Source organism: Pantoea allii (assembly GCF_002307475.1).
GTDB classification, from domain to species: domain Bacteria; phylum Pseudomonadota; class Gammaproteobacteria; order Enterobacterales; family Enterobacteriaceae; genus Pantoea; species Pantoea allii.
On record NZ_NTMH01000040.1, the window covers coordinates 34,687 to 56,979 of the forward strand.

19 protein-coding genes, 3 tRNA genes and 2 other RNA genes are annotated in these 22,293 nt (G+C 55.2%); 14 read left to right on the forward strand and 10 right to left on the reverse strand.

The features are described 5' to 3' along the window. The first annotated feature begins 5 nt into the window (after nucleotides 1-5). The 10 genes from tolR to CMR03_RS17240 all read left to right on the forward strand — a co-directional run bounded on the left by tolR (nucleotide 6) and on the right by CMR03_RS17240 (nucleotide 5,393). A complete protein-coding gene (tolR, locus tag CMR03_RS17195; protein WP_014606291.1) occupies nucleotides 6-434 on the forward strand; it encodes a colicin uptake protein TolR in 429 nt (142 codons plus the stop codon). Between the two features lie 26 nt (nucleotides 435-460). Next, entirely contained in the window at nucleotides 461-1,732 is a 1,272-nt protein-coding gene (tolA, locus tag CMR03_RS17200; RefSeq protein ID WP_096012130.1) for a cell envelope integrity protein TolA, read from the forward strand. 115 nt (nucleotides 1,733-1,847) lie between these two features. Next, complete coding sequence (gene tolB / locus CMR03_RS17205) at nucleotides 1,848-3,143, forward strand: Tol-Pal system beta propeller repeat protein TolB (RefSeq protein ID WP_063878800.1); 1,296 nt, start codon at nucleotides 1,848-1,850, stop codon at nucleotides 3,141-3,143. A gap of 52 nt (nucleotides 3,144-3,195) precedes the next feature. Continuing rightward, a complete protein-coding gene (pal, locus tag CMR03_RS17210) occupies nucleotides 3,196-3,720 on the forward strand; it encodes a peptidoglycan-associated lipoprotein Pal (RefSeq protein ID WP_063878801.1) in 525 nt (174 codons plus the stop codon). Nucleotides 3,721-3,729: 9 nt separating this feature from the next. Further along, the gene (gene cpoB / locus CMR03_RS17215) at nucleotides 3,730-4,533 is read left to right on the forward strand and encodes a cell division protein CpoB (protein ID WP_096012131.1); all 804 of its coding nucleotides are present in this window, start codon (nucleotides 3,730-3,732) and stop codon (nucleotides 4,531-4,533) included. Between the two features lie 166 nt (nucleotides 4,534-4,699). After that, nucleotides 4,700-4,775: transfer RNA gene (locus CMR03_RS17220), tRNA-Lys, on the forward strand. Nucleotides 4,776-4,835: 60 nt separating this feature from the next. After that, nucleotides 4,836-4,911, forward strand: a tRNA-Lys gene (locus CMR03_RS17225). 54 nt (nucleotides 4,912-4,965) lie between these two features. Further along, a tRNA-Lys gene (locus tag CMR03_RS17230) sits at nucleotides 4,966-5,041 on the forward strand. A 43-nt stretch (nucleotides 5,042-5,084) separates the two neighbouring features. Further along, nucleotides 5,085-5,217, forward strand: a non-coding RNA gene (locus CMR03_RS17235) — RtT sRNA. Nucleotides 5,218-5,260: 43 nt separating this feature from the next. Next, nucleotides 5,261-5,393: non-coding RNA, RtT sRNA (locus CMR03_RS17240), on the forward strand. A 176-nt stretch (nucleotides 5,394-5,569) separates the two neighbouring features. Here CMR03_RS17240 and CMR03_RS17245 read toward each other — a convergent pair. Beyond that, nucleotides 5,570-7,405, reverse strand: coding sequence for a methyl-accepting chemotaxis protein (locus CMR03_RS17245; RefSeq protein WP_096012132.1), 1,836 nt, complete (start codon nucleotides 7,403-7,405; stop codon nucleotides 5,570-5,572). Nucleotides 7,406-7,532: 127 nt separating this feature from the next. Then, nucleotides 7,533-8,975 (reverse strand): AlkA N-terminal domain-containing protein, encoded by a 1,443-nt coding sequence (locus CMR03_RS17250; protein WP_096012133.1) that lies wholly within the window; start codon nucleotides 8,973-8,975, stop codon nucleotides 7,533-7,535. 158 nt (nucleotides 8,976-9,133) lie between these two features. Here CMR03_RS17250 and CMR03_RS17255 point away from each other — a divergent pair, with 158 nt between their 5' ends. The 3 genes from CMR03_RS17255 to pnuC all read left to right on the forward strand — a co-directional run bounded on the left by CMR03_RS17255 (nucleotide 9,134) and on the right by pnuC (nucleotide 11,583). Then, nucleotides 9,134-9,640, forward strand: a complete 507-nt coding sequence (locus CMR03_RS17255; RefSeq protein ID WP_096012134.1) for a methylated-DNA--[protein]-cysteine S-methyltransferase — start codon at nucleotides 9,134-9,136, stop codon at nucleotides 9,638-9,640. Nucleotides 9,641-9,773: 133 nt separating this feature from the next. Beyond that, entirely contained in the window at nucleotides 9,774-10,835 is a 1,062-nt protein-coding gene (gene nadA / locus CMR03_RS17260; protein ID WP_063878806.1) for a quinolinate synthase NadA, read from the forward strand. A 25-nt stretch (nucleotides 10,836-10,860) separates the two neighbouring features. Then, complete coding sequence (gene pnuC / locus CMR03_RS17265; RefSeq protein ID WP_063878807.1) at nucleotides 10,861-11,583, forward strand: nicotinamide riboside transporter PnuC; 723 nt, start codon at nucleotides 10,861-10,863, stop codon at nucleotides 11,581-11,583. On the opposite strand, the gene zitB is transcribed toward pnuC, so the two are convergent. The 4 genes from zitB to CMR03_RS17285 form a co-directional block, all read right to left on the reverse strand. Next, entirely contained in the window at nucleotides 11,577-12,533 is a 957-nt protein-coding gene (gene zitB, locus CMR03_RS17270) for a CDF family zinc transporter ZitB (RefSeq protein WP_096012135.1), read from the reverse strand. The two genes, pnuC and zitB, sit on opposite strands and share 7 nt — an antisense overlap. After that, the gene (locus tag CMR03_RS17275; protein ID WP_096012136.1) at nucleotides 12,511-15,582 is read right to left on the reverse strand and encodes an ATP-binding protein; all 3,072 of its coding nucleotides are present in this window, start codon (nucleotides 15,580-15,582) and stop codon (nucleotides 12,511-12,513) included. The genes zitB and CMR03_RS17275 overlap by 23 nt, the downstream gene beginning before the upstream one ends. Beyond that, the gene (locus CMR03_RS17280; RefSeq protein WP_096012137.1) at nucleotides 15,564-16,145 is read right to left on the reverse strand and encodes a LuxR C-terminal-related transcriptional regulator; all 582 of its coding nucleotides are present in this window, start codon (nucleotides 16,143-16,145) and stop codon (nucleotides 15,564-15,566) included. The genes CMR03_RS17275 and CMR03_RS17280 overlap by 19 nt, the downstream gene beginning before the upstream one ends. Before the next feature lie 101 nt (nucleotides 16,146-16,246). Next, nucleotides 16,247-16,600 (reverse strand): YbgS-like family protein, encoded by a 354-nt coding sequence (locus CMR03_RS17285; RefSeq protein ID WP_096012138.1) that lies wholly within the window; start codon nucleotides 16,598-16,600, stop codon nucleotides 16,247-16,249. Between the two features lie 294 nt (nucleotides 16,601-16,894). On the opposite strand from CMR03_RS17285, the gene aroG reads away from it, so the two are divergent. Then, nucleotides 16,895-17,947 (forward strand): 3-deoxy-7-phosphoheptulonate synthase AroG, encoded by a 1,053-nt coding sequence (aroG, locus tag CMR03_RS17290; RefSeq protein WP_096012139.1) that lies wholly within the window; start codon nucleotides 16,895-16,897, stop codon nucleotides 17,945-17,947. Nucleotides 17,948-18,005: 58 nt separating this feature from the next. Here the strand turns inward: aroG and gpmA are convergent, their stop codons facing one another. The 4 genes from gpmA to galT form a co-directional block, all read right to left on the reverse strand. Next, on the reverse strand, nucleotides 18,006-18,758 hold the full coding sequence (gpmA, locus tag CMR03_RS17295) for a 2,3-diphosphoglycerate-dependent phosphoglycerate mutase (RefSeq protein ID WP_063878813.1): 753 nt from the start codon (nucleotides 18,756-18,758) through the stop codon (nucleotides 18,006-18,008). Nucleotides 18,759-18,907: 149 nt separating this feature from the next. Beyond that, the gene (galM, locus tag CMR03_RS17300) at nucleotides 18,908-19,942 is read right to left on the reverse strand and encodes a galactose-1-epimerase (RefSeq protein WP_096012140.1); all 1,035 of its coding nucleotides are present in this window, start codon (nucleotides 19,940-19,942) and stop codon (nucleotides 18,908-18,910) included. Continuing rightward, nucleotides 19,936-21,084 (reverse strand): galactokinase, encoded by a 1,149-nt coding sequence (galK, locus tag CMR03_RS17305; protein WP_096012141.1) that lies wholly within the window; start codon nucleotides 21,082-21,084, stop codon nucleotides 19,936-19,938. Before galK ends, galM begins: the two co-directional genes overlap by 7 nt. Next, nucleotides 21,081-22,127, reverse strand: coding sequence for a galactose-1-phosphate uridylyltransferase (gene galT, locus CMR03_RS17310; protein ID WP_096012142.1), 1,047 nt, complete (start codon nucleotides 22,125-22,127; stop codon nucleotides 21,081-21,083). Before galT ends, galK begins: the two co-directional genes overlap by 4 nt. Nucleotides 22,128-22,293 lie beyond the last annotated feature (166 nt).

Sequence of the window (22,293 nt, forward strand, 5' to 3'; positions counted from 1 at the left end):
AAATGATGGCCCGAGTGCGTGGTCGCGGTCGCCGCGAGCTAAAGTCGGAAATCAACATTGTTCCGCTGCTGGACGTTCTGCTGGTGTTGTTGCTGATCTTTATGGCGACAGCCCCAATCATAACCCAAAGCGTGGAAGTGGATTTGCCGGATGCGACGGATTCTAAAACGGTTTCCAGCGATGATAATCCTCCCGTGATTGTAGAAGTGTCGGGTGTCGGCCAATACAGCATGGTGGTGGATCACGATCGTTTATCGCAGCTACCACCGGAACAGGTGATTAGTGAAGCGCAACGTCGTCTGGAAGCGAATCCGAAAACTGTCTTCCTGATCGGCGGTGCGAAAGAGGTGCCTTATGATGAAATCATTAAGGCGCTGAACCTGTTGCATCAGGCTGGGGTTAAATCTGTCGGTTTGATGACGCAGCCGATTTAAAGTCGAACCGTTTTTGGGAACCGAGTGTGTCGAAGGCAACCGAGCAAAACGAAAAGTTAAAGCGCGCGATAATCATTTCGGTGATTCTGCATATCGTGCTGATTGCCCTGCTGATATGGAGCTCGTTTAATGAGCATATCGAAGCCAGCGGCGGTGGCGGCGGTAGCGATATCGAGGCGGTGATGGTCGATCCCGGTGCGGTGGTTGATCAATATAATCGTCAGCAGAATCAGCAAAGTGACAGTCAGCGCGCGGAACAGCAGCGCCAGAAACAGTCACAGCAGCAGGCCGAAGAGCTACAGCAGAAACAGGCGGCTGAACAGCAGCGGCTGAAAGAGCTGGAAAAAGAGCGCTTACAGGCACAGGAAGACGCGAAACAGCAGGCGAAAGCCCAGGCTGAACAGCAGAAGGCGGCGGAAGCCGCCGCGAAACAGGCCGAGTCACAACAGAAAGCCGCAGAAGCGGCTGCAGCGAAAGCCAAAGCGGATGCTAAAGCGGAAGCCGATGCGCAGGCCAAAGCGGCCGCTGACGCGAAAATAAAGGCTCAGGAAGACGCTAAGCAGGCCGCAGCAGAGGCGAAGAAGCAGGCCGAGCAACAGGCGAAAGCCGCGGCAGCAGAAGCGAAGAAGCAGGCTGAACAGCAGGCCAAAGCCGAAGCGGCCGAGGCCGCTAAACAGGCCAAGGCGGAAGCGGCGAAGCAGGCTAAAGCGGAAGCGGCTAAAGAAGCCAAGGCCGCAGAAGCCAAAGCTGCCGCGGAAGCCAAAGCCGCGGCCGCTCAGGAAGCCAAAGAAAAAGCAGCGAAAGAAAAAGCGGAAGCCGCAGCAAAAGCCAAAGCCGATGCTGCGGCGAAAGCGAAAGCAGACGCGAAAGCCAAAGCGGAGGCCAAAGCCAAAGCCGCAGCGGATGCAGCCAATGACAGCGACGTTGATGATCTGCTGGGCGGCTTAGCGTCCGGTAAGAATGCGCCGAAAAGCGGGGCGTCCGGTGGAGCAGCCGGACAGGGCAACCAGAAAAAAGCGGGTGCCTCTGGGGCCGAGGTGAATGCTTATCTTGGGCAGATTACCAGTGCTATTCAGAGCCGTTTTTACGATGCGGATCTTTATAGCGGTAAAAGCTGTGACTTACGTATTAAACTAGCGCCTGACGGTATGCTGATTGATGTGAAATCAGAAGGGGGCGATCCGGCTCTCTGCCAGGCCGCAATCGCAGCGGCGAAGCAGGCACGCATTCCGAAACCGCCTTCACAAGCGGTGTACGAAGTGTTTAAAAACGCACCGATGCGTTTCAGACCGCAATAATGCAGTAACCTGCGGCAGGTTGATCTATGGTTAGCTTGCCGTACTCTAGTTGTACTCGTGGTTTTCAGGAACAGTGCCAATTATCGCGGACTCAGGTTCAGATAAGGGAGATAAAATGAAGCAAGCTCTTCGCGTAACGTTAGGCTTTTTTATCCTGTTGTGGGCAGCGATGCTGCATGCAGAGGTTCGCATTGAAATCACCCAGGGCGTAAACAGCGCGCGTCCAATCGGTGTGGTTCCGTTCAAGTGGGTTGGCTCAGGCGCGGCACCGGAAGATATCGGTGGCATCGTCGCGGCTGACCTGCGTAACAGCGGTAAATTCAATCCGCTCGACCGCTCTCGTCTGCCACAGCAGCCGACCAGCCCCCAGGAAGTGCAGCCTGCTGCATGGAGCGCGCTGGGTATTGATGCTGTCGTGGTAGGACAGGTTCAGCAAAACGCCGACGGCAGCTATCAGGTTTCTTATCAACTGGTCGATACTGCAGGTGCACCGGGCACCGTGCTGGCGCAAAACTCCTATAAAATCACTAAACAGTGGCTACGCTATGCGGCGCACACCGTCAGTGATGAAGCGTTCCAGAAGCTGACGGGCATTAAAGGTGCGTTCCGTACCCGTATCGCCTATGTCGTGCAGACCAACGGTGGTCAGTTCCCTTACGAACTGCGCGTTGCCGACTACGACGGCTATAACCAGTTTGTCGTGCATCGCTCACCGCAGCCGTTGATGTCACCAGCCTGGTCGCCAGACGGCAGCAAAGTGGCCTATGTGACCTTTGAAAGCGGTAAGTCAGCGCTGGTTATCCAGACGCTCGCTAACGGCGCGGTACGTCAGGTTGCCTCATTCCCACGTCACAACGGTGCACCGGCGTTCTCGCCTGACGGCACTAAGCTGGCGTTTGCGTTATCGAAAACCGGCAGCCTCAACCTGTACGTGATGGATCTGGGCTCGGGTCAGATTCGCCAGATCACCGACGGTCGCTACAACAGTACTGAACCGACCTGGTTCCCGGATAGCCAGACTCTGGCTTACACCTCTGATCAGGCTGGCGCACCACAAATTTATAAGATTGGTATCAATGGTGGTTCACCACAGCGTATTACCTGGGAAGGTGCTCAAAACCAGGATGCTGATGTGGCCAGCGATGGTAAATCAATGGTGATGATTAGCACCAGTGGCGGTGCTCAACACGTCGCCAAACAGGATCTGGTAACGGGAGCCGTTCAAACGTTAACGGACACGTTCCTGGATGAAACGCCGAGCATGGCACCCAATGGCACCATGGTAATCTACAGCTCTACTCAGGGTATGGGTTCTGTGTTGCAGTTGGTTTCTACTGACGGTCGTTTCAAAGCGCGTCTTCCGGCAACTGATGGACAGGTCAAATTTCCTGCCTGGTCGCCGTACCTGTAATGTTTGAGCTTTCTGACATTACAAAAAAATAAACAATAATGGGAATTTTCAAATGCAACTGAACAAAGTACTGAAGGGTTTAATGCTGGCTCTGCCAATCATGGCAGTTGCGGCGTGTAGCTCACACAAAAATAACAACAACGACCAGTCTGGCGCAGGTGCTGATGGCGCTTACGGTGCGAACTCAGGCATGAACGGCAACGGTAACATGTCTTCTGATGAGCAGGCGCGTCTGCAGATGCAACAGCTGCAACAGAACAACATCGTTTACTTCGGCCTGGACAAATTTGATGTTCAGTCTGACTACGCTCAGATGCTGGATCAGCACGCTAACTTCCTGCGTAGCAACCCATCATACAAAGTGACTATCGAAGGTCATGCGGATGAGCGCGGTACGCCAGAGTACAACATCGCCCTGGGCGAACGTCGTGCTAACGCCGTTAAGATGTACCTGCAAGGTAAAGGCGTGTCAGCCGATCAGATGTCTATCGTTTCTTACGGTAAAGAGAAACCGGCCGTTCTGGGCCACGACGAAGCGGCTTACGCTAAAAACCGTCGTGCCGTACTGGTATACTAAGAGAATCACATGGTTAGTAACTTCAGACATCACCTGTTGAGTCTGTCGTTACTGATTGGCGTAGCGGCCCCCTGGGCCGCTAATGCCCAAGCGTCAATCAGTAGCGTTGGCTCCGGCTCGGTCGAAGACCGTGTCACCAGTCTTGAAAGAATCTCAAATGCCCAGGCACAGCTGATGCAGCAACTGCAGCAGCAGATGAGTGATAACCAGCGGGATATCGACTCATTGCGTGGGGAAATCCAGCAAAATACCTATCAGCTGAACCAGGTTGTTGAGCGCCAGAAGCAGATCTATCAGCAGATCGACAGTCTGAGCAGCAACAACAGCAATGCCAGTCAGCCAGCCGCCGGTGCCAGCGATAGCGCCGGTGCGGGTGCTGCAGCCTCTGGCACGGAGTCTGGTGCAGCGGCAGCCGGTGGTAGTGCGCCGGTCCAGAGCGGCGATGCCAACAGCGATTACAATGCTGCTGTCGCGCTTATTCTGGAGAAAAAACAGTACGACCAGGCGATCACTGCGCTACAGGCGTGGGTGAAGCGCTACCCGGATTCGACGTATCAGCCGAATGCCAATTACTGGCTGGGACAACTGTTTTATAACAAAGGCAAGAAAGACGACGCGGCGTATTATTACGCCACGGTGGTGAAGCAGTATCCAAAATCCCCCAAGGCTGCTGAAGCGTTGTTAAAGGTTGGCGTGATCATGCAGGAGAAAAACGACACGGCGAAAGCCAAAGCCGTTTATCAACAGGTGATCAAACTTTACCCGGATACCGAATCTGCTAAGCAGGCGCAAAAACGTTTGTCTGGTATGTAATTTGTGCAGGTTTGACCGGATATCGTGTGATTTCTGGTCTTGCCGCATGAAAGGTAGGCAATTGAACCCCTTAACAGAAAATAAGGGTTGCGCTACCTCGGTAAATCAGTAATATATGCCGCCGTTGCCGGGACACATTGCAGATGTGTCTGGCAAGCCTGAAGATGGGTCGTTAGCTCAGTTGGTAGAGCAGTTGACTTTTAATCAATTGGTCGCAGGTTCGAATCCTGCACGACCCACCATCTCCCGCAGGACGTTGTTCCCCAAGAGAACCTTCAGTATTGCTTCACAACCATTAAGATGGGTCGTTAGCTCAGTTGGTAGAGCAGTTGACTTTTAATCAATTGGTCGCAGGTTCGAATCCTGCACGACCCACCATCTTAATCTCAGGCATCATTGGTGAATGTGTTTGAGCGGTTGTAAGCCCCGAGCGGGTCGTTAGCTCAGTTGGTAGAGCAGTTGACTTTTAATCAATTGGTCGCAGGTTCGAATCCTGCACGACCCACCAATACAGAAAAGAGCGCCCAATGGGCGCTCTTTTCGTTTGTAGGCTGCGCAGTCAAACGTGCCGGATGAGAACCTGCTGCAGGGTCGACTGAATCGCGCAGCGATTCAGGCTGATGCGTTAGCATCACCCGAAGGGCGAGGCCCGGACGGGCCGAGGCAATCCTGCACGACCCACCAATACAGAAAAGAGCGCCCACTGGGCGCTCTTTTCGTTTGTAGGCTGCGCAGTCAAACGTGCAGGATGAGAACCTGCTGCAGGGTCGACTGAATCGCAAAGCGATTCAGGCTGATGCGCCAGCATCACCCGAAGGGCGAGGCCCGGACGGGCCGAGGCAATCCTGCACGACCCACCAATGTTGAAAGGCGCCCTAAAGGCGCCTTTTTGCTATGCGTAAAACGTGCAGGGTCAACTGAATCGCAAAGCGATTCAGTCTGATGCGTCAGCCTTACCCAGTGGGCGACCTTACCGTTAATGCCATAAAAAAAGCGCCCAACGGGCGCCTGTAATCGTGGTGTTACTGCGAGTCGCTTAGCGCTGTATCGCTTGACCCGGCTCCAGATTGAACTGTTTTAACAGCGTTTCAAGCCGCAGTGCCTGATCTTCCAACGCCGTAGCGGACAGGGCAGACGCGGAGACCAGCGTGGCATTTTGCTGCGTGGTACTGTCCAGCTCCGATACTGCACGGGCAATCTGCTCAATACCGCGGCTTTGCTCGTCAGAAGCAGAAGAGATCTCACCGACAATGTGATTGACGCGGGAAATGGCATTCACCACCTGTCCCATTCTTTCACCCGCACGCGCCACACGATTGTTGCCCTCGGTAATCTGACCGACTGACTCACTGATCAGGCGTTCAATGTCTTTCGCTGCCTGAGCGCTTCGCTGCGAAAGATTGCGTACCTCACTGGCCACCACCGCAAATCCGCGTCCCTGTTCACCGGCACGCGCCGCTTCAACTGCCGCATTGAGCGCCAGGATGTTGGTCTGAAACGCGATGCTGTTAATGACGGCGGTGATTTCGGCAATTTTCTTTGAACTGGCCGAGATGTCGCCCATGGTTTGCACGACTTCGCTGACCGCGGCACCGCCTTGTTCAGCCTGCAGAGAGGCTTCAGCCGCTATCTGACTGGCATGGCGGGCGTTGTCGGCGTTGTGCTTAACGGTAACAGTCAACTGCTCCATACTGGCCGCGGTCTGCACCACGGCCGCGGCCTGTTGCTCAGTCCGTGAAGAAAGGTTGTGATTGTCGCTGTTGATACTGCTCGCCGCCTGGGAGACGGTGAAGACGCTGTCGCGCACTTCCTGAATAATCGTCCGCAGACGGTGATTCATTGCCCCCATTGCCCCCGCCAGCTTGCCCAGCTCATCACGGCCGCCAGGCGTGATAGTGGCACTTAAATCACCGCTGGCGATGCGCTCTGCCAGCATCAGGTTTCTTCTCACCGGATGTGTAATCTGGCGGCTAATCAGCCAGGCGATCAGGATGCCCAGCAGCACCGCAATGCTCACCGTCAGTAGCGTCAGGTTGATAGCGCCGTTGGTCAGGCTGCTGTTTTGCGATTTCATCTGCTGCAGAATATTTTTGATAATGGCACTGCTTTTATCGCCGTCTACTTTAACCGCGCTCTCCGCCACGTTGAGGGCACGAAAGCCCGCTGCATAACGCTCACTGAGTTGCTTCACGTCGAGAGTCGCGCTCCACAATGCGTTCAGCTGCGTCTGTGCTTCTGGCGGCAACTGCGGTAACAAGGCCGTGATGCTGGACTGAATCGCGTTGGATTGCTGTTGAAGCTGCACGTCTAGCGCGGCAGCATTAGCGGGATCGTAACGGAGTAACTGAAGCTGGTCGCGTAACTGGCTGATGGCAAGAAGTTGCTGGAACAGCACGCTGGCATCAGTCACCTGGGTCTTAATCAACGCTTCATACAGTGTTGACTGGCTTTGTATGTTGCCTTGATCGAGCTGTTTTCCCGTTGCTGCCAGCGCCTGCATGGCTTGCGTCATCGCGGTGATACTGTTCTGAAAGTGGCTGAGTTGGCTGGCGATATCCTGAAGCTGGGTTTGCTGTTCCGGCTGCCACGGGTACTGCTGAGCATCCTGGGTGAGCAGAGAGGCATGAGCAATGTAATCTGCCATGACTTTTCCCGCTTTTTCATCCCCATACAGCAGCTTCAGCCGGTTTATTTTTGCCTGGAATACATCGATGTTGATGTCGTAAATCACGTTGCTCTGTTCATAAACGTCATGGATGTTTTTAAAGCGTAATACGCTAATACTGCCCGATCCCACGACTAACAATAAAACGAGTCCAAATCCCAAACTGAGTTTATGCGCTATTTTTGTATTTTCTAACCGCAACGCCATGACTGCTGCCTCCTGCCCATGTCAACGATGTTAAGCCAAATTGGTTATCGGTTGTCCGGCGCAGGAGTTTAGTGAGGATGCGGTTATTTTTCTGATTATGCGTAATCGCAAAATCGCTGTGCGATCATCACAGGCTTTTCCAGATATGCATCACAGCATAGCTGCGCCAGGGACGCCATTGCTGTGAACGCGCTTCTGCGGCCTTGGGCGTCAGGCCACCCAGGTTATTCCGTATGGCGATATCTTCTTTTGGAAACGCATCCGGCCAGCGCAGAGCGCGCATGGCGATATAATGGGCCGTCCAGGGACCAATGCCCGGAAGTGCCACCAGACGCGCCATGATGTCATCAGGCGTGAGCGTGGCGTTAAACCGTAAGCTGCCCGCCACACAGGCGTCAGCGAAGGCCAGAATTGCTCTGGCGCGTGCGCTGACAATGCCAAGGCTGGCAATCTCATCGACCGTCGCCTGCGCAATGCGCTGCGGTTGGGCAGAGTAGCGAGACAGGTCCGCGAAAGGCGTCGAGCAAGGCTCACCAAACGCCTGGGCAAAGCGGCTGCTGAGGGTTGTCGCTGCTTTAACGGTGACCTGCTGGCCCAGAATGGCGCGGACGCCCATTTCAACGCTGTCGAACGCACCGGGCACGCGCAGGCCGGGAAAGTCATGAAGGCTTTGTGCCAGCAGCGGGTCTTGCTGCAGGTGGGCAGCAATGCGTTGTGGCTGGGCGTTCAGGTCAAAAAGATCGCGCAGGCGGCGCAATAGTGCTGGAAGTACAGGCGTCAGAGACGGGGTGAACTCGACCTTGAGCGCCTGCTTAGCCGGAAGGTTCGACACGCTGACCCAGCCACGATATTGACCCAGCACGACGGTCCGTCGATAGGTTTGCCCCTCAACGCTCTCGATCTCTTTCATCAACCGTAACTGCAAAAAATCCAGCATCGCCTGCCAGTCGTAAGGCGGACGATAGCTGAGCTGTAACTGCATGGTATCGCCAGGCTGCTGAACGGACTGCGCAGCCGTTTTACGTAAAGCACCCGGCGTCATACGATAGCGGGCCTGGAATACGTCATTAAAGCGCCGCAAACTGCCAAAACCGCTGGCATAGGCAATATCGGTCACCGACAGGGTGGTTTCGGTCAGCAGCTGTTTAGCCAGTAACATGCGACGTGTCTGTTTAAGCTCTAGCGGGGTAACGCCCAGCTCCTGGTGCACAATCCGGCGCAGTTGACGTGCGCTGATGCCAAACTCGGTGGCGATATCGTCCAGCCCTGTATGCTCTTCCAGCAAACCTTCTTCGATGCGCTGCACCAGGCGATCGGCCACTCTGTGCGCATTGTCTACGGGCGCATTGCCCGGTGCCAGCTCAGGACGACAGCGCAGGCAGGGGCGAAAACGGGCTTTCTCTGCGGCTTCCGCGCTGCTGAAGAACAGACAGTTTTTTTTCATCGGCGGCTTAACCGGACATATCGGGCGACAGTAAATGCCGGTTGAGGTTACGCCAACAAAAAATACGCCGTCAAAACGCGTATCCCGCGACGTTAGCGCCTGGTAAGCCGTATCTGGATCAAACATGGTTTCTCTCCGGCAAATAGCGACAGCGTAGCGCTGGCAGAAAGGATTGACTGGCTGTTTTCGGACAGCACATCAGTTTATTGTAATGACCGAAAACAGCCAGTTTAGCGCTAAAAAAATGCGATAATGCCAGACAGAATTGTGATGGGAGGAACCGCATGTATTACTGCAAACCTGTAACAACCCCGGTGGGAGAGCTGACGCTGATTGCCAGCGATCGTGGCCTGGCGGCTATTTTGTGGCAAGACGAAGTACGCAGGCATCCTCGCTTATCGCCCGTAGAGCGGGACGATAACCATCCGGTGCTTCAGGAAACGGAAACCCAGTTGCGCGAATATTTTGCGGGGACGCGCCAGCGCTTTACGTTACCACTGGATTTCGCCGGCACGGCATTCCAGATAAAAGTGTGGCAGGCATTACTGAACATTCCTTTTGGTGAAACGCGCAGCTATCGGCAAATTGCCGAGCAGATTGGTCATCCTGCCGCGGTGCGCGCGGTGGGGGCAGCAAACGGTCGAAACCCGTTGTCGATTGTCGCGCCCTGTCATCGTGTCATTGGGACCAACGGCAAACTGACCGGCTTTGCAGGCGGGCTGGCAGTAAAAGCGTTTTTACTCCAGCTGGAAGCACCACAGCCGGGCCTGGTGGGGCTCTCTTCAACATGACCGCGAAATAAAACACGACACTCCGCCGCTTTTCCGCTATCGTGTTTAGCATATAAAACACGATGGCAGTATTTACGTCCTGTTAAGCCATAACTGGCGATTTTCGTTAATTTTACAGAACGAGAGCGGTGTCATGAGTACAATCTTCGATCCTGAAAACGCGGTTTATCCTTTTCCGCCCAAGCCTGCCCGGCTGAACGACGAGCAAAAAACCTTTTATCGGGAAAAAATCAAAGCGTTGCTTAAAGCCCGCAATGCCGTGATGGTAGCGCATTACTACACCGATCCGGAGATTCAGGCCCTGGCAGAAGAAACCGGCGGCTGTGTCTCTGACTCGCTCGAAATGGCGCGTTTTGGCAGCCATCACACCGCCAGTACGCTGCTGGTGGCCGGGGTGCGGTTTATGGGGGAAACGGCCAAAATCCTCAGCCCGGAAAAAACGGTACTGATGCCCACGCTGGAAGCCGAGTGCTCGCTTGATCTGGGCTGCCCGATTGACGAATTTAACGCTTTTTGTGATGCCCATCCCGATCGTACGGTGGTGGTGTATGCCAATACCTCGGCGGCGGTAAAAGCGCGCGCCGACTGGGTGGTCACCTCCAGCATTGCCGTGGAATTGATAGAACATCTGGATAGCCTGGGGGAAAAAATTATCTGGGCACCCGATCGGCATCTGGGGCGCTACGTCACCCAGAAAAGCGGCGCCGATGTTTTATGCTGGCAGGGTGCCTGTATTGTCCATGACGAGTTCAAAACCCAGGCGCTCCAGCGGATGAAAGCGCTGTATCCCGATGCAGCGGTATTGGTTCATCCCGAGTCGCCCCAGGCCATCGTGGATCTGGCCGATGCGGTTGGCTCAACCAGCCAGCTGATTCAGGCCGCTAAAACCTTGCCCCATCCCCAGATGATCGTCGCCACCGATCGCGGCATTTTTTATAAGATGCAGCAGGCGGTGCCTGACAAAATATTGCTGGAAGCGCCAACAGCCGGTGAGGGCGCCACCTGCCGCAGCTGTGCGCACTGCCCCTGGATGGCGATGAACGGCCTGAAAGCCATCGCCGATGCGCTGGAGTCCGGTGGTCAGGCTCATGAGATTCAGGTGGAGGCGGCCCTGCGGGAAGCCGCGCTGGTGCCGCTTAACCGTATGCTATCCTTTGCAGCAGACCTTAAACATAACGTGAAAGGAAACGCGTAACGCGCGTCGTTAACAGGTGCCTCATATGGATTTTTTTAGCACGCAGAATATTTTGGTTCACATCCCTCTTGGCGCCACGGGGTACGATCTGTCATGGATCGAAGCCGTCGGAACGCTCGCTGGCCTGCTGTGCATCTGGCTGGCCAGCCTGGAAAAGATCGTTAACTACGCCTTTGGTCTGATCAACGTCACGTTGTTTGCGGTGATCTTTTTTCAGATCCAACTCTACGCCAGCCTGCTGCTACAGCTGTTCTTCTTCGCGGCCAATGTCTATGGCTGGTACGCCTGGAGTCGACAAACATCTGACAATCAGGCGGCGTTAACCATACGCTGGCTGCCGCGGACAAAAGCCATCGGCTGGGCTGTTGGCTGCGTCATCGCGGTGGCCTTAATGACGGTGTATATCGACCCGGTATTTGCATTTCTTACCCGAATTACGGTCGCCATTATGAACGCGGCGGGCTTTGCCGTGGCCATGCCGACACTGCAGCCGGATGCGTTTCCGTTCTGGGATTCCTGCCTGATGGTGCTGTCGATTGTGGCCATGGTGCTGATGACGCGGAAGTACGTGGAGAACTGGCTGCTGTGGGTGATTATCAACGTGATTAGCGTGATGATTTTTGCCCGCCAGGGGGTTTACGCCATGGCGCTGGAATATGCCATTTTGACGTTGATTGCGCTGAACGGCTCAAGGATGTGGATAATCAGCGCACGAAAACAGGGTTCTCGTGCGCTGTCTGCTCAGTGATGATGCGCGTGCTCACCGTGCTCGTGATGGTGGTGAGCACCCTCAATTACCGGCGTGTTCAGTGCGCAATCCGGTCCGACACAGGGCTGAAACTCCATCTGTACCGTCGCATGTTCAATCTGGTAATGGTCGTGCAGGTAAGTGTGAATGCGGCGCAGCAGGCCGTCATGATCCCGTGGCGGGATAACCTGCACGTGCAGCGTTAATACCGGCTTCTCACCTACCTGCCAGACGTGCACATGATGAACATCGCGCACTTCGGCGATTTGACGCTTCAGATCGCGTCTGAGCTGATTCACGTCCAGTGAATCAGGTGCGCCTTCCAGCAGCTCGTGAAAACTTTCCCGCAGCAATGCCCAGGCGTTACGCAGTATCAGCAGTGACACCAGAATCGATAAAATGGGGTCAGCGGGCGTCCAGTTCGTGAGCAGAATGATCACCGCGGCAATGATGGCACCTACCGAACCCAGCAGGTCGCCCATCACATGTAAGGCTGCCGCCCTCACGTTCAGGTTCTTCTCTTCACTGCCGTGATGCAGCAGCCAAAACGAGAGAATATTAGCCAGCAAACCGCCAATGGCGATGCCCAGCATCAGGCCGCCGGTGATTGGCTGCGGATGGGAAAAGCGCTCAATGGCCTCCCAGACGATCAGCAGGGTGATCAGGATCAGGGCAATGGCGTTAACAAAGGCTGCCAGTGTGGTGAGCCGCAGCAGACCAAAAGTATGACGGTCGCTGGGTTTGCGTTTAGCGAACTGGACTGCCAGTAAGGCCATCAGCAGCGCAGCGGCATCGGTCAGCATATGACCGGCGTCGGCCAGAAGGGCCAGTGAGCCAGAAATCCAGCCGCCAATGACTTCTGCCACCATAAAGAGGGCCGTCACGGCAAAGGCCGCCATCAGGCGCTTACGGTTGGTGTCCTGACCGCTATGAGAGTGCGTGTGTGCCATATGTTTCCAGTTTGAGTAATAACCTGTCGGTCAATGATATCAGCAATTGCCACTCAGCGGAGAGAGCCTGATGTTGCTTCGCCTTGTCCGACAGCTGCTGACAAAGCGTTGCCCCTTCTTCAATACCTATCAAAAGCCAGCTTCCTTTCATACGGTGTGCTGACTCGGCTAACTGCATAGCGTCACCTGCCTGATGTGCGGCGTGCAGTTGTGCCAGGTCCTTCTCCAGGGTATCACGTAACGTTTTGCCCAGGCGGTTAAGAAATTTCTCGTTTTGCTGCGCCAGCTGCCACAGGTTGTCATCCAGTGACGCCAGTGGATCGTCATGAAAGGCCGTCAGCACCTCGCCGATATCCTGTAGCTGTACCGGTTTAATCAGCACGCGTTCATGTTCACCCAACTGCACGTTAAGTAACTGGGCGTCGGCTGAACACAGCACCCGTAACTGCACGCCGCCGCGCTGACGCTGACGACGACGCAACAGGCGCAACAGGAGCGTGCCATCAGGGCGCGGCATCATCTGATCGATAAACAGCAGGTCGTAAGGGCGCTGCGCGTCGGCCAGCAGCAGGTCGCGACCCTGTTCAAAACAATCCGCCTGAATCGCGAAGCGGGCAAGCTGCTGCTCCATCACGATCAGGTTCGTAGGATGATCGTCTACCACCGCCACGCGCAGACCAGGAAAGCCCGGCAGGGCAGTTGGATCGCTATCCGGAAGCCGATCGCAGGGGATCAGCGGCAGGGTGATGGTCACCTCCGTGCCTTTGCCAGGCACAGAATGCAGGGAAATATCGCCACCCATGCGTTGCACCATCTCCCGACAAATAAACAACCCTAAACCGCTGCCCTGGACCGATACGGTTTTACCCGAGGGTGCCTGATACCAGGGATCGAACAGTTTAGGCTGCTCCTCCAGCGGGATTCCGCTGCCGTTGTCGCTGACGGTTAGCTGCAGCATGTCCGTGGCCGATAGCGTCAGACGAATCAGGCCCTGACGGGTAAATTTAAATGCGTTGGTGATGAGATTGTTCACCACCTGCTGCAGGCGATCGGCATCCATCATCACCGCGTCAGGCAGTGGCGTCAGCGCTTCAACCTGCAGACGCGGGCCGTCCGGGCGCATCAACGGATGATAAAAATGGCGCTGCTGCGCCAGCCAGGGGGCCAGCGCCAGCGGACGCGGCGACAGGGTAAAGCTGTTATTTTCAATACGGGCGTGATCTTGAAGATCGTTAAGCAGCGTCATCAGTGACTGCGCGCTACGGTGCAAAAGCTGCAGATTTTCACTGGATCGCTGCTGTTTTTCCAGCTCCAGCAAGCCCAGTATCGCCTGCATGGGCGTGCGCAGCTCGTGACTGACCGTGGCTAAAAACTGGCTTTTCATGGCGTTGGCGCGTTCGGCCTGCTCACGCTGTTGGCGATCGCGCCGCTGCTGCCAGTAACGTCGGGCAAGCAGCAATAGCAAAATAATGATGGCAACACCGGCCGCCACCAGAACGGCTACCGGCAGGACGCGCATGGCGGTAACGCTGCCAGGCTGAGGTGGCATTGACCAGCGATCGCGCATCTGGTTTTGTGTCTCGACGGGGATCTGCTGCAACGCGCGATCCAGCAGTGAACGCAGTACGGGTTGATCGGATGCGATGCCAACCGCAATGGGCCAGGCAATATCGCTGGCGGCAAAGGCCAGATGAATCTGCGGATCGTTACGACTGGCAATCCGCCAGCGCGCGGACAGCACGTTATCGACTAAGGCGTCAATCTGACCGGCTGCCAGCGCATCGTACAGGCTGTTTCGGTCAACATAACGTTGAACCTGCATATTCTCAGGGATAAGGCGTTGCGCCAGGTCATCCTGCAGAATACCTATGCGCTTGCCCGCCACATCGCTCCAGTGCGACCAGCCAGCTGGCTGGCGGATATAAATGCCCCACAGCGCGCGCCAGACGGGCAGGCTGGTGCTTTGGGTTTCGCCGTTAAGCGGCTGCATCAGCTGCAACATAACCTGATGCTGATCCAGCAGGCTGGCAGCCTGCTGAGGGTTACTGACCCAGCGCGGGGTAAAACGTAATCCGGTGCTTTGGGCGATGGCGTTAAGCAGGTCGATCCCGTAGCCGCGGGCAGTGCCGTTACTGTCCCGGTAACTCCAGGGATAGTTATCCGCTTCAGCCGCGTAGGCAACGATCGGGTGGTTCGTCATCCACTCGCGCTCGCTGGCGCTGAGCATCAGGGTCTGCGTGTCCTGATAGCGGGGAAGGTTGCTGCTCCAGCGCGCCTGCAGGGTGCTCATCAGCTCGGCGGGAAGCTGGCGCAGGCTTTGATTCAGCCATTCGATAAGCGCCGGATCACGTGCGACGGCGCGCAGGTTGAGCTGTCCGGCATCGATACCGGAGGCAATCTGATAAATTTGCCCCTGCTGTAACTGGCTTAGCAAGAAACCGGCGCTGGTTTCATCTGCCACCACATAATCGTTCTGCTGATTCAGCAACGTATAGAGCGCCTGAAGATCGCTGCCGTAGGTGCGCCACTGATGGCGGGCTGCCAGCGCCGGTGGCAGTTGTGCCAGCGTGAGTTGGCTGATTGCCAGTTGGGCATTATGACTGTTGAACATCACGGCACGCTGGTTCTGCTGGTTACGATAAATACGCAACGGGCTGCTAAACCAGCTGTCACTGGCCAGCGTATTCATGGGTAAAGGCGGGGCTATCATTCCCAACGCAAAATCAATCTGTCCGTCGTGCAGCGCGCGCAATAAGTCTGCCTGAGTGGCATATAAACGGAGCGTGAACTGCGCACCGGTTAACTGATGCAGCGCCGCCAGGTAATCGGCATCGATGCCATAAAGGTCTTTACCGACCAGCATCGTCCAGGGGGCGTTATTCTCCTCCAGCAGACCGACTCGCAGCACTTTGCCCTGCATCAGCTCGGCACCTTTCACCGGCATCATCATGGGCAAGTTGATGCTGCTGACCGGGCGCACGTCGCCGTAGGCCAGCGAGGTAAAGAGCAGCAGGAGCAGCAGCCAGCGTATCACTGCTGTGCTTTCCACAAATCGGCTAACTCAACCACAGAGTGGGCACCGGTCTTTTCCAGGATGTTCTTTTTATGGGTGCTGACGGTTTTGTTACTGATATGCAGTCGCTCGGCAATTTGCAGGTTGGATAATCCACTGGCCAGCAAAGCCAGTATCTGACGTTCTTTACTGGTTAACGGCAGTTCCGGCTCATCAGGGCAGTCGGGGAAGGTGGCATGTCCACCGAGCACCGCCAGAATCGCACTCAGCAACTGCTCCATGCGCTGGCTCTTCACCACATAGCCAGCGGCACCCAGCGCCTGGGCTCGCCTGACGTAGTGGCGGGTTTGCTGGGCTGAATAAATCAGAACCGGGCAGTTGGGTAAATGGATTTTCAGGCGGCGCAAGATCTCCAGCCCGTCACCATCGGGTAAGCCGATGTCCAGCACGATAATATCGGGTGGCAATTGCAGAAAAGGGCGGGCGGACTGTTCGCTGCTGGCGGAAAAAAGTTGCATGGGAATCGGTGATTTAGCCAACGCAGCTTCAAGTGCTACTTCAACCAGTGGATGATCGTCAATCAGAAGCAGTGAGGCCATGAACATTTCCCTGTTAATTTAACAGGCTCAGCATAGCGGAAGTTACGGCAGGATAAAATAAAGGAGAGCCAGGCTCTCCTTATCAACTCAACCGTCCGGTCTTACTGCGTGGTGCCGTCGGTTTTGGTATTAACGTGACCGCCACCTTTTTTGGTATGAACTTTTTTGTTCATATCAGGGCATTTACCGTCTTTACACTGGCTATTCTTATCAATCTCGTCAGCCGTCATATGTTTGCTGCTGGACGTGCTGTCAGCGGTCGGAGACGATTTCTCGGTGCCTGTGTTATTAATTTTGCTGTTATCGACTTTGTTCGGTGGCAGGTTCTCGTTAGCACCGCCAGCTACTGCGCCTGCGGCGGCGGCCTGGTTAGAGTTTCCGTTAGCAGCCATTGCTGCGCCACTGCCCAGAGTCATTGCTGCCGTCAGAAAAATTATTGCAAACTTATTCATCATTATGCTCCCGTTAATAAATGATATTTGCTGTCTCTAACCCGCTGCGATGTTTGGTTCAGAGAAAAAGCGCCCTGAGCGAAATAAAATTTCGCTGGTTAGCTTAAAGACAGGTATTAATAAAAGTAAGTCACCGTTCCTCAGTGGTTACCTTTAAAAGTCTAGACGCATAACCCATTTATGCAAATTTCACGCATACATTATACGTTCATCAGGAATTTACACCCCGTGCGCTTCGGGCTACATTGGCTGGGTTGTGTCCGGCGGGCGCCGGGCCAGAAATTATATGGAATGAGTATGAATTACCAGAACGATGATTTACGCATTAAAGCGATCAAAGAACTCCTGCCACCCGTAGCCTTACTGGAAAAATTCCCTGCAACCGACCGTGCTGCGCAGACCGTTTCGCAGGCTCGCCAGGCGATTCACCAGATTCTGAAAGGGGAAGACGATCGTCTGCTGGTGGTGATTGGGCCTTGCTCCATTCATGATACCGAAGCCGCACAAGACTATGCTGCGCGTCTGTTAACCCTGCGGGAACAGCTTAAGGGTGAACTGGAAGTCGTGATGCGCGTTTACTTCGAAAAACCGCGTACCACCGTCGGCTGGAAAGGGCTAATCAACGATCCTTATATGGATGGTTCCTTCCAGTTGAACGACGGCCTGCGTCTGGCGCGTAAGCTGTTGGTAGAGATTAACGATTCTGGTCTGCCTGCCGCTGGCGAGTTTCTGGACATGATCACGCCGCAGTACGTTGCCGATCTGATGAGCTGGGGCGCGATCGGCGCGCGCACCACTGAATCACAGGTTCACCGCGAACTGGCTTCTGGTCTTTCCTGCCCGGTCGGGTTTAAAAACGGCACGGACGGCACCATCAAAGTGGCGATTGATGCCATTAACTCCGCCAGTTCACCGCACTGTTTCTTGTCAGTCACCAAATACGGGCACTCTGCGATCGTGGAAACCCGCGGCAACGGCGACTGCCATATTATTCTGCGTGGTGGTAAAGAACCGAACTACAGCGCCGCGCACGTCAGTGCAGTTAAAGCCGGTCTGGAAAAAGCTGGTTTACCGCAGCAGGTGATGATCGACTTCAGCCATGCCAACAGCAGCAAGCAGTTTCAGAAACAGATGCTGGTGGCAGATGATGTGGCGCAACAGATGATCAATGGCGAGCGCGGCATTATCGGCGTGATGATTGAAAGCCATCTGGTTGAAGGGAATCAGAGCCTGGAAAGCGGCGAACCGCTGGTATACGGCAAGAGCGTGACGGATGCCTGTATTGGCTGGGACGATACCGAGAAGGTGCTGCGTCAACTGGCCGATGCGGTCAAACAGCGTCGCGGTTAACAGGGCGCAATAAAAAAGGGCCAGACAGTGTCTGGCCCTTTTTACAGAGAAGCAAAACTTACTTCGCTTTACCCTGATTCGCCACGGCTGCGGCTTTTGCTGCGATCTCGTCAGCATCACCCAGGTAGTAGCGTTTGATCGGTTTGAAGTTTTCATCGAACTCATAAACCAGCGGTACGCCGGTCGGAATATTGAGTTCAAGAATCTCATCTTCGCTCAGGTTGTCCAGGTATTTCACCAGGGCACGCAGTGAGTTGCCGTGTGCAGCAACAATCACTTTCTCACCGCTTTTGATACGCGGCAGAATGGATTCGTTCCAGTAAGGAATGACGCGTTCGATGGTCAGGGCCAGACTTTCGGTGGTCGGCAGCTGCTCAGGCTTCAGTGAAGCATAACGCGGGTCGTGTCCAGGGAAACGCTCATCGCTACGATCCAGCTCTGGCGGGGTTACCGCGAAGCCACGGCGCCACTGTTTTACCTGCTCGTCGCCGTATTTGGCGGCGGTTTCTGCTTTATCCAGACCCTGCAACGCGCCATAGTGACGTTCATTCAGACGCCAGGATTTCTCAACGGGCAGCCAGGCCTGATCCAGCTCATCCAGCACATTCCACAGGGTGTGAATGGCGCGTTTCAGCACGGAGGTGTACGCGAAATCAAACACGAAACCTTCTTTCTTCAGCAGCTGTCCGGCTGCTTTAGCTTCGGTACGGCCCTTGTCAGAAAGGTCTACATCATACCATCCGGTGAAGCGGTTTTCGTTGTTCCACTGGCTTTCGCCGTGTCGCACCAGAACCAGCTTAGTTACAGCCATAGCTTAACTCCTTAATACTTGATGTTTCTGAGATAATGGAAACCTGCTGTCGCCAGCCCGTTGGCTGACCAATTGCGTTCTACCATAGCGGAAAACAGCGCACTGCGTAAGTCTGTCTGTGACGCACTGCGCGTTTTTCACCCGGTTGCTCAGCGTGGCGTAAAGCGATAGCGCGTGACGGATTCCCAACGATCTCCCGGCTGTAACCAGCAATCATCCTGTGGCCACTCGGGATGATTAGGCGAATCCGGTAAAAATTCACTCTCCAGCGCGATCCCCTGAAACGCAGTATAGCGTTCCTGCTCCCGGGCGCGCGTACCGGCCAAATAGTTACCGCTGTAGAACTGCAATGCCGGCGCCGAGGTGGTGACGCTTAACTGCAGTTTACCGTCCTGCGACCACAACTCAGCAGCAGGCTGACTGTCATCGCCTGCGCTGTTGAGCAGGAAAGCATGGTCATAGCCTTTAACCGCCTTCTGGTCGTCATCGGCAAGAAAATCCTGCTCAATGCTTTTGGCCTGACGGAAATCGAAACTGGTGCCGTCCACCGCCTTAAGTGGTCCGTTGGGAATCCCCTCGCTATCCACGGGCAGGTAACGATCGGCGTGCAGTTGTAATCGATGCTGACGTGCATCGCCATGATGCGCGTCAAGATTAAAGTAAGCATGATTGGTCAGATTGACCGGGCAGGGCTGATCGCACTTCGCCTGATAGTGAATCGACAGGCAATTATCGTCATCCAGGACATAGCGTAAATCAGCAATAAGATTGCCGGGATAGCCCTGATCGCCATCGGGCGAGTCGAGTCGATAATGCACTTCACTTTCTGACTGGCTGACGATTTGCCAGCGGCGTTTATCAAACCCCTCAGGGCCACCGTGTAGCTGGTGGTCGCCCTGATTCGCGGCCAACTGCCGGCCTGTTTTAGCCAGTTTTGCGCTGGCGATACGGTTAGCATAACGGCCTACCGTGGCACCCAGATAGGCATCCTGATGCAGGTAATCGGAAGGCGTTGCGCAGCCAAGCAATGCTTCACGTACGTGACCATCCTGCAACGGCACCCGCGCCGATAACCAGGTCGCGCCCCAGTCCATAAAGGTGGCAATCATGCCATTGGCATTGCGCAGCACGGTGATGCGCCACGGCTGACCGTCCGGCGCATGGGAATTGACATCGCTTAACATTGGCCTGCTCCTTCTGATGCTTTACAAACGTAGAAGGTCTCCTTGATGCCCGTTTTGGCTTCATACTGGCTGGCGACGGCGGCCTGCACCTGATCCACCAGCTCAAGCGGCATCAAAGCAACAATACAACCGCCAAAACCGCCGCCGGTCATACGGACACCGCCACGATCGCCGATCTCGGCTTTAACAATCTCGACCAGCGTATCGACCGGTGGCACGGTAATTTCAAAGTCATCACGCATTGATGCGTGAGATTCGGCCATCAGTTCGCCCATGCGCGCTAAATCACCACGAGAGAGCGCCTCGGCGGCCTCCAGCGTACGGGCATTTTCGGTGATGACATGACGTACGCGCTTAGCGACCTGGGGATCTAACTGAGATTCCGCGGCGTTAAACTCAGCGAGTTCGACATCCCGTAGCGCCTTTTTGTTAAAGAAGCGCGCGCCGGTTTCACACTGCTCACGGCGGACATTGTATTCGCTGCCCACCAGACTCCGGCGGAAGTTGGAATTAATGATAACCACGGCAATATCGTCCGGCATAGAAACCGGCCGGGTGCCGAGCGTCCGGCAATCCAGCAGCATGGCATGATCTTTTTGACCCAGCGCGGAAATCAGCTGATCCATGATGCCGCAGTTACAGCCCACGAACTGGTTTTCAGCTTCCTGACCGTTCACCGCAATCGCCGCACCGTCCAGCGCCAGGTTAAACAGCTGCTGGAAAACCGTCCCGACAGCCACTTCCAGCGAGGCAGAAGAGCTGAGGCCCGCACCCTGTGGCACGTTGCCACTGATCACCATATCGACACCGCTAAAATCTGGCGCGCGCTGCTGTAAATGCTTCACGACGCCGCGAACATAGTTCGCCCACATGGGTTCTTTTACGCTGGTAATCGGTGCATCCAGCGCAAAGGTGTCCTGCGCCTGATCGTAATCGACGGCGACAACACGAACCTGGCAGTCGTCACGCTTCGCACAGGCGATAACCGTTTGGTAATCGATGGCACAAGGCAGCACGAAACCGTCGTTGTAATCGGTGTGCTCGCCAATCAAATTGACGCGGCCTGGGGCCTGAATCGCGTGGGTTGGCGCATAGCCAAAGGTTTCAGTAAAAACCTGCTGCGTGATGGTTTTTAAGCTCATTGTTGTGCCTCACGGAAATGAATATCGCTCACGGAACGCAGGCGTTCTGCTGCCTGTTCTGCGGTTAAATCGCGTTGGGTTTCAGCCAGCATCTCGTAGCCGACCATAAATTTGCGCACCGTTGCTGAACGCAGCAGCGGCGGATAAAAGTGGGCGTGCAACTGCCAGTGTTCATTGTCGTCACCGTTGAATGGCGCGCCGTGCCAGCCCATGGAGTAGGGGAAAGAGCACTGAAACAGGTTGTCGTAACGGCTGGTCAGGCGCTTGATGGCGTTAGCCAGATCGTCACGCTGCGCATCGGTCAAGTCGGTCAGGCGCTTAACATGGGTTTTTGGCAACAGCAGGGTTTCAAACGGCCAGGCTGCCCACCACGGCACCACGGCCAGCCAGTGGTCCGTTTCTACCACGGTACGGCTGCCATCCTGCTGTTCACGCGCGCTGTAATCCATCAGCATCGGCGAGCCCTTTTGGGCAAAGTAGCGGCGCTGAAGATCGTCTTCACGCTGGGCTTCATTAGGCAGAAAGCTGTTGGCCCAGACTTGTCCATGTGGATGGGGATTGGAGCAGCCCATGGCGGCGCCCTTGTTCTCAAAGACCTGTACCCATGGGTAGTGCTGACCCAGTTCTGCCGTTTGTTGTTGCCAGGTGCGGACGACTTCTTTCAGTGCGCTCAGGGACATTTCTGGCAGCGTTTTACTGTGATCGGGCGAAAAGCAGATGACACGGCTGGTACCGCGCGCGCTTTCGCAGCGCATCAACATGTCATCACTTTCTGGCGCGTCTGGCGTATCCGTCATCAAGGCCGCGAAGTCATTGGTAAAAACGTAGGTGCCTTGATAATCAGGATTCACATCACCTGTAACGCGCGTGTTGCCCGCACACAGAAAACAGTCAGCATCGTGCGACGGCAGCGTATTCACCGCAGGCGTTTCCTGGGCACCCTGCCAGGGACGTTTGGCACGATGAGGAGAAACCAAAATCCACTGGTCAGTCAGGGGATTGTAACGGCGATGGGGATGATCGGCCGGGTTAAATTTTTCCATGTTGCATCCTGGTCAGCGTCAAAATAAAAAAAGGCATCGATAAAACGTAGCACATCAGCCGCGTTGAAAACGTGATCCAGTCTGGATAAGTGGTATCGTTTACACAAGCTGAATATTCTTATTTAAAGGCGAAGTGGCACATTGCGCACATAAAAAGTGGGTTTAA

Coding starts and splice junctions, on each gene's coding strand:
- tolR (WP_014606291.1), top strand. CDS start 6: ATGGCCCGAGTGCGTGGTCGCGGTCGCCGCGAGCTAAAGTCGGAAATC.
- tolB (WP_063878800.1), top strand. CDS start 1,848: ATGAAGCAAGCTCTTCGCGTAACGTTAGGCTTTTTTATCCTGTTGTGG.
- pal (WP_063878801.1), top strand. CDS start 3,196: ATGCAACTGAACAAAGTACTGAAGGGTTTAATGCTGGCTCTGCCAATC.
- cpoB (WP_096012131.1), top strand. CDS start 3,730: ATGGTTAGTAACTTCAGACATCACCTGTTGAGTCTGTCGTTACTGATT.
- CMR03_RS17245 (WP_096012132.1), bottom strand. CDS start 7,405: ATGGCGTTGCGGTTAGAAAATACAAAAATAGCGCATAAACTCAGTTTG.
- CMR03_RS17250 (WP_096012133.1), bottom strand. CDS start 8,975: ATGTTTGATCCAGATACGGCTTACCAGGCGCTAACGTCGCGGGATACG.
- CMR03_RS17255 (WP_096012134.1), top strand. CDS start 9,134: ATGTATTACTGCAAACCTGTAACAACCCCGGTGGGAGAGCTGACGCTG.
- nadA (WP_063878806.1), top strand. CDS start 9,774: ATGAGTACAATCTTCGATCCTGAAAACGCGGTTTATCCTTTTCCGCCC.
- pnuC (WP_063878807.1), top strand. CDS start 10,861: ATGGATTTTTTTAGCACGCAGAATATTTTGGTTCACATCCCTCTTGGC.
- zitB (WP_096012135.1), bottom strand. CDS start 12,533: ATGGCACACACGCACTCTCATAGCGGTCAGGACACCAACCGTAAGCGC.
- CMR03_RS17280 (WP_096012137.1), bottom strand. CDS start 16,145: ATGGCCTCACTGCTTCTGATTGACGATCATCCACTGGTTGAAGTAGCA.
- CMR03_RS17285 (WP_096012138.1), bottom strand. CDS start 16,600: ATGATGAATAAGTTTGCAATAATTTTTCTGACGGCAGCAATGACTCTG.
- aroG (WP_096012139.1), top strand. CDS start 16,895: ATGAATTACCAGAACGATGATTTACGCATTAAAGCGATCAAAGAACTC.
- gpmA (WP_063878813.1), bottom strand. CDS start 18,758: ATGGCTGTAACTAAGCTGGTTCTGGTGCGACACGGCGAAAGCCAGTGG.
- galM (WP_096012140.1), bottom strand. CDS start 19,942: ATGTTAAGCGATGTCAATTCCCATGCGCCGGACGGTCAGCCGTGGCGC.
- galK (WP_096012141.1), bottom strand. CDS start 21,084: ATGAGCTTAAAAACCATCACGCAGCAGGTTTTTACTGAAACCTTTGGC.
- galT (WP_096012142.1), bottom strand. CDS start 22,127: ATGGAAAAATTTAACCCGGCCGATCATCCCCATCGCCGTTACAATCCC.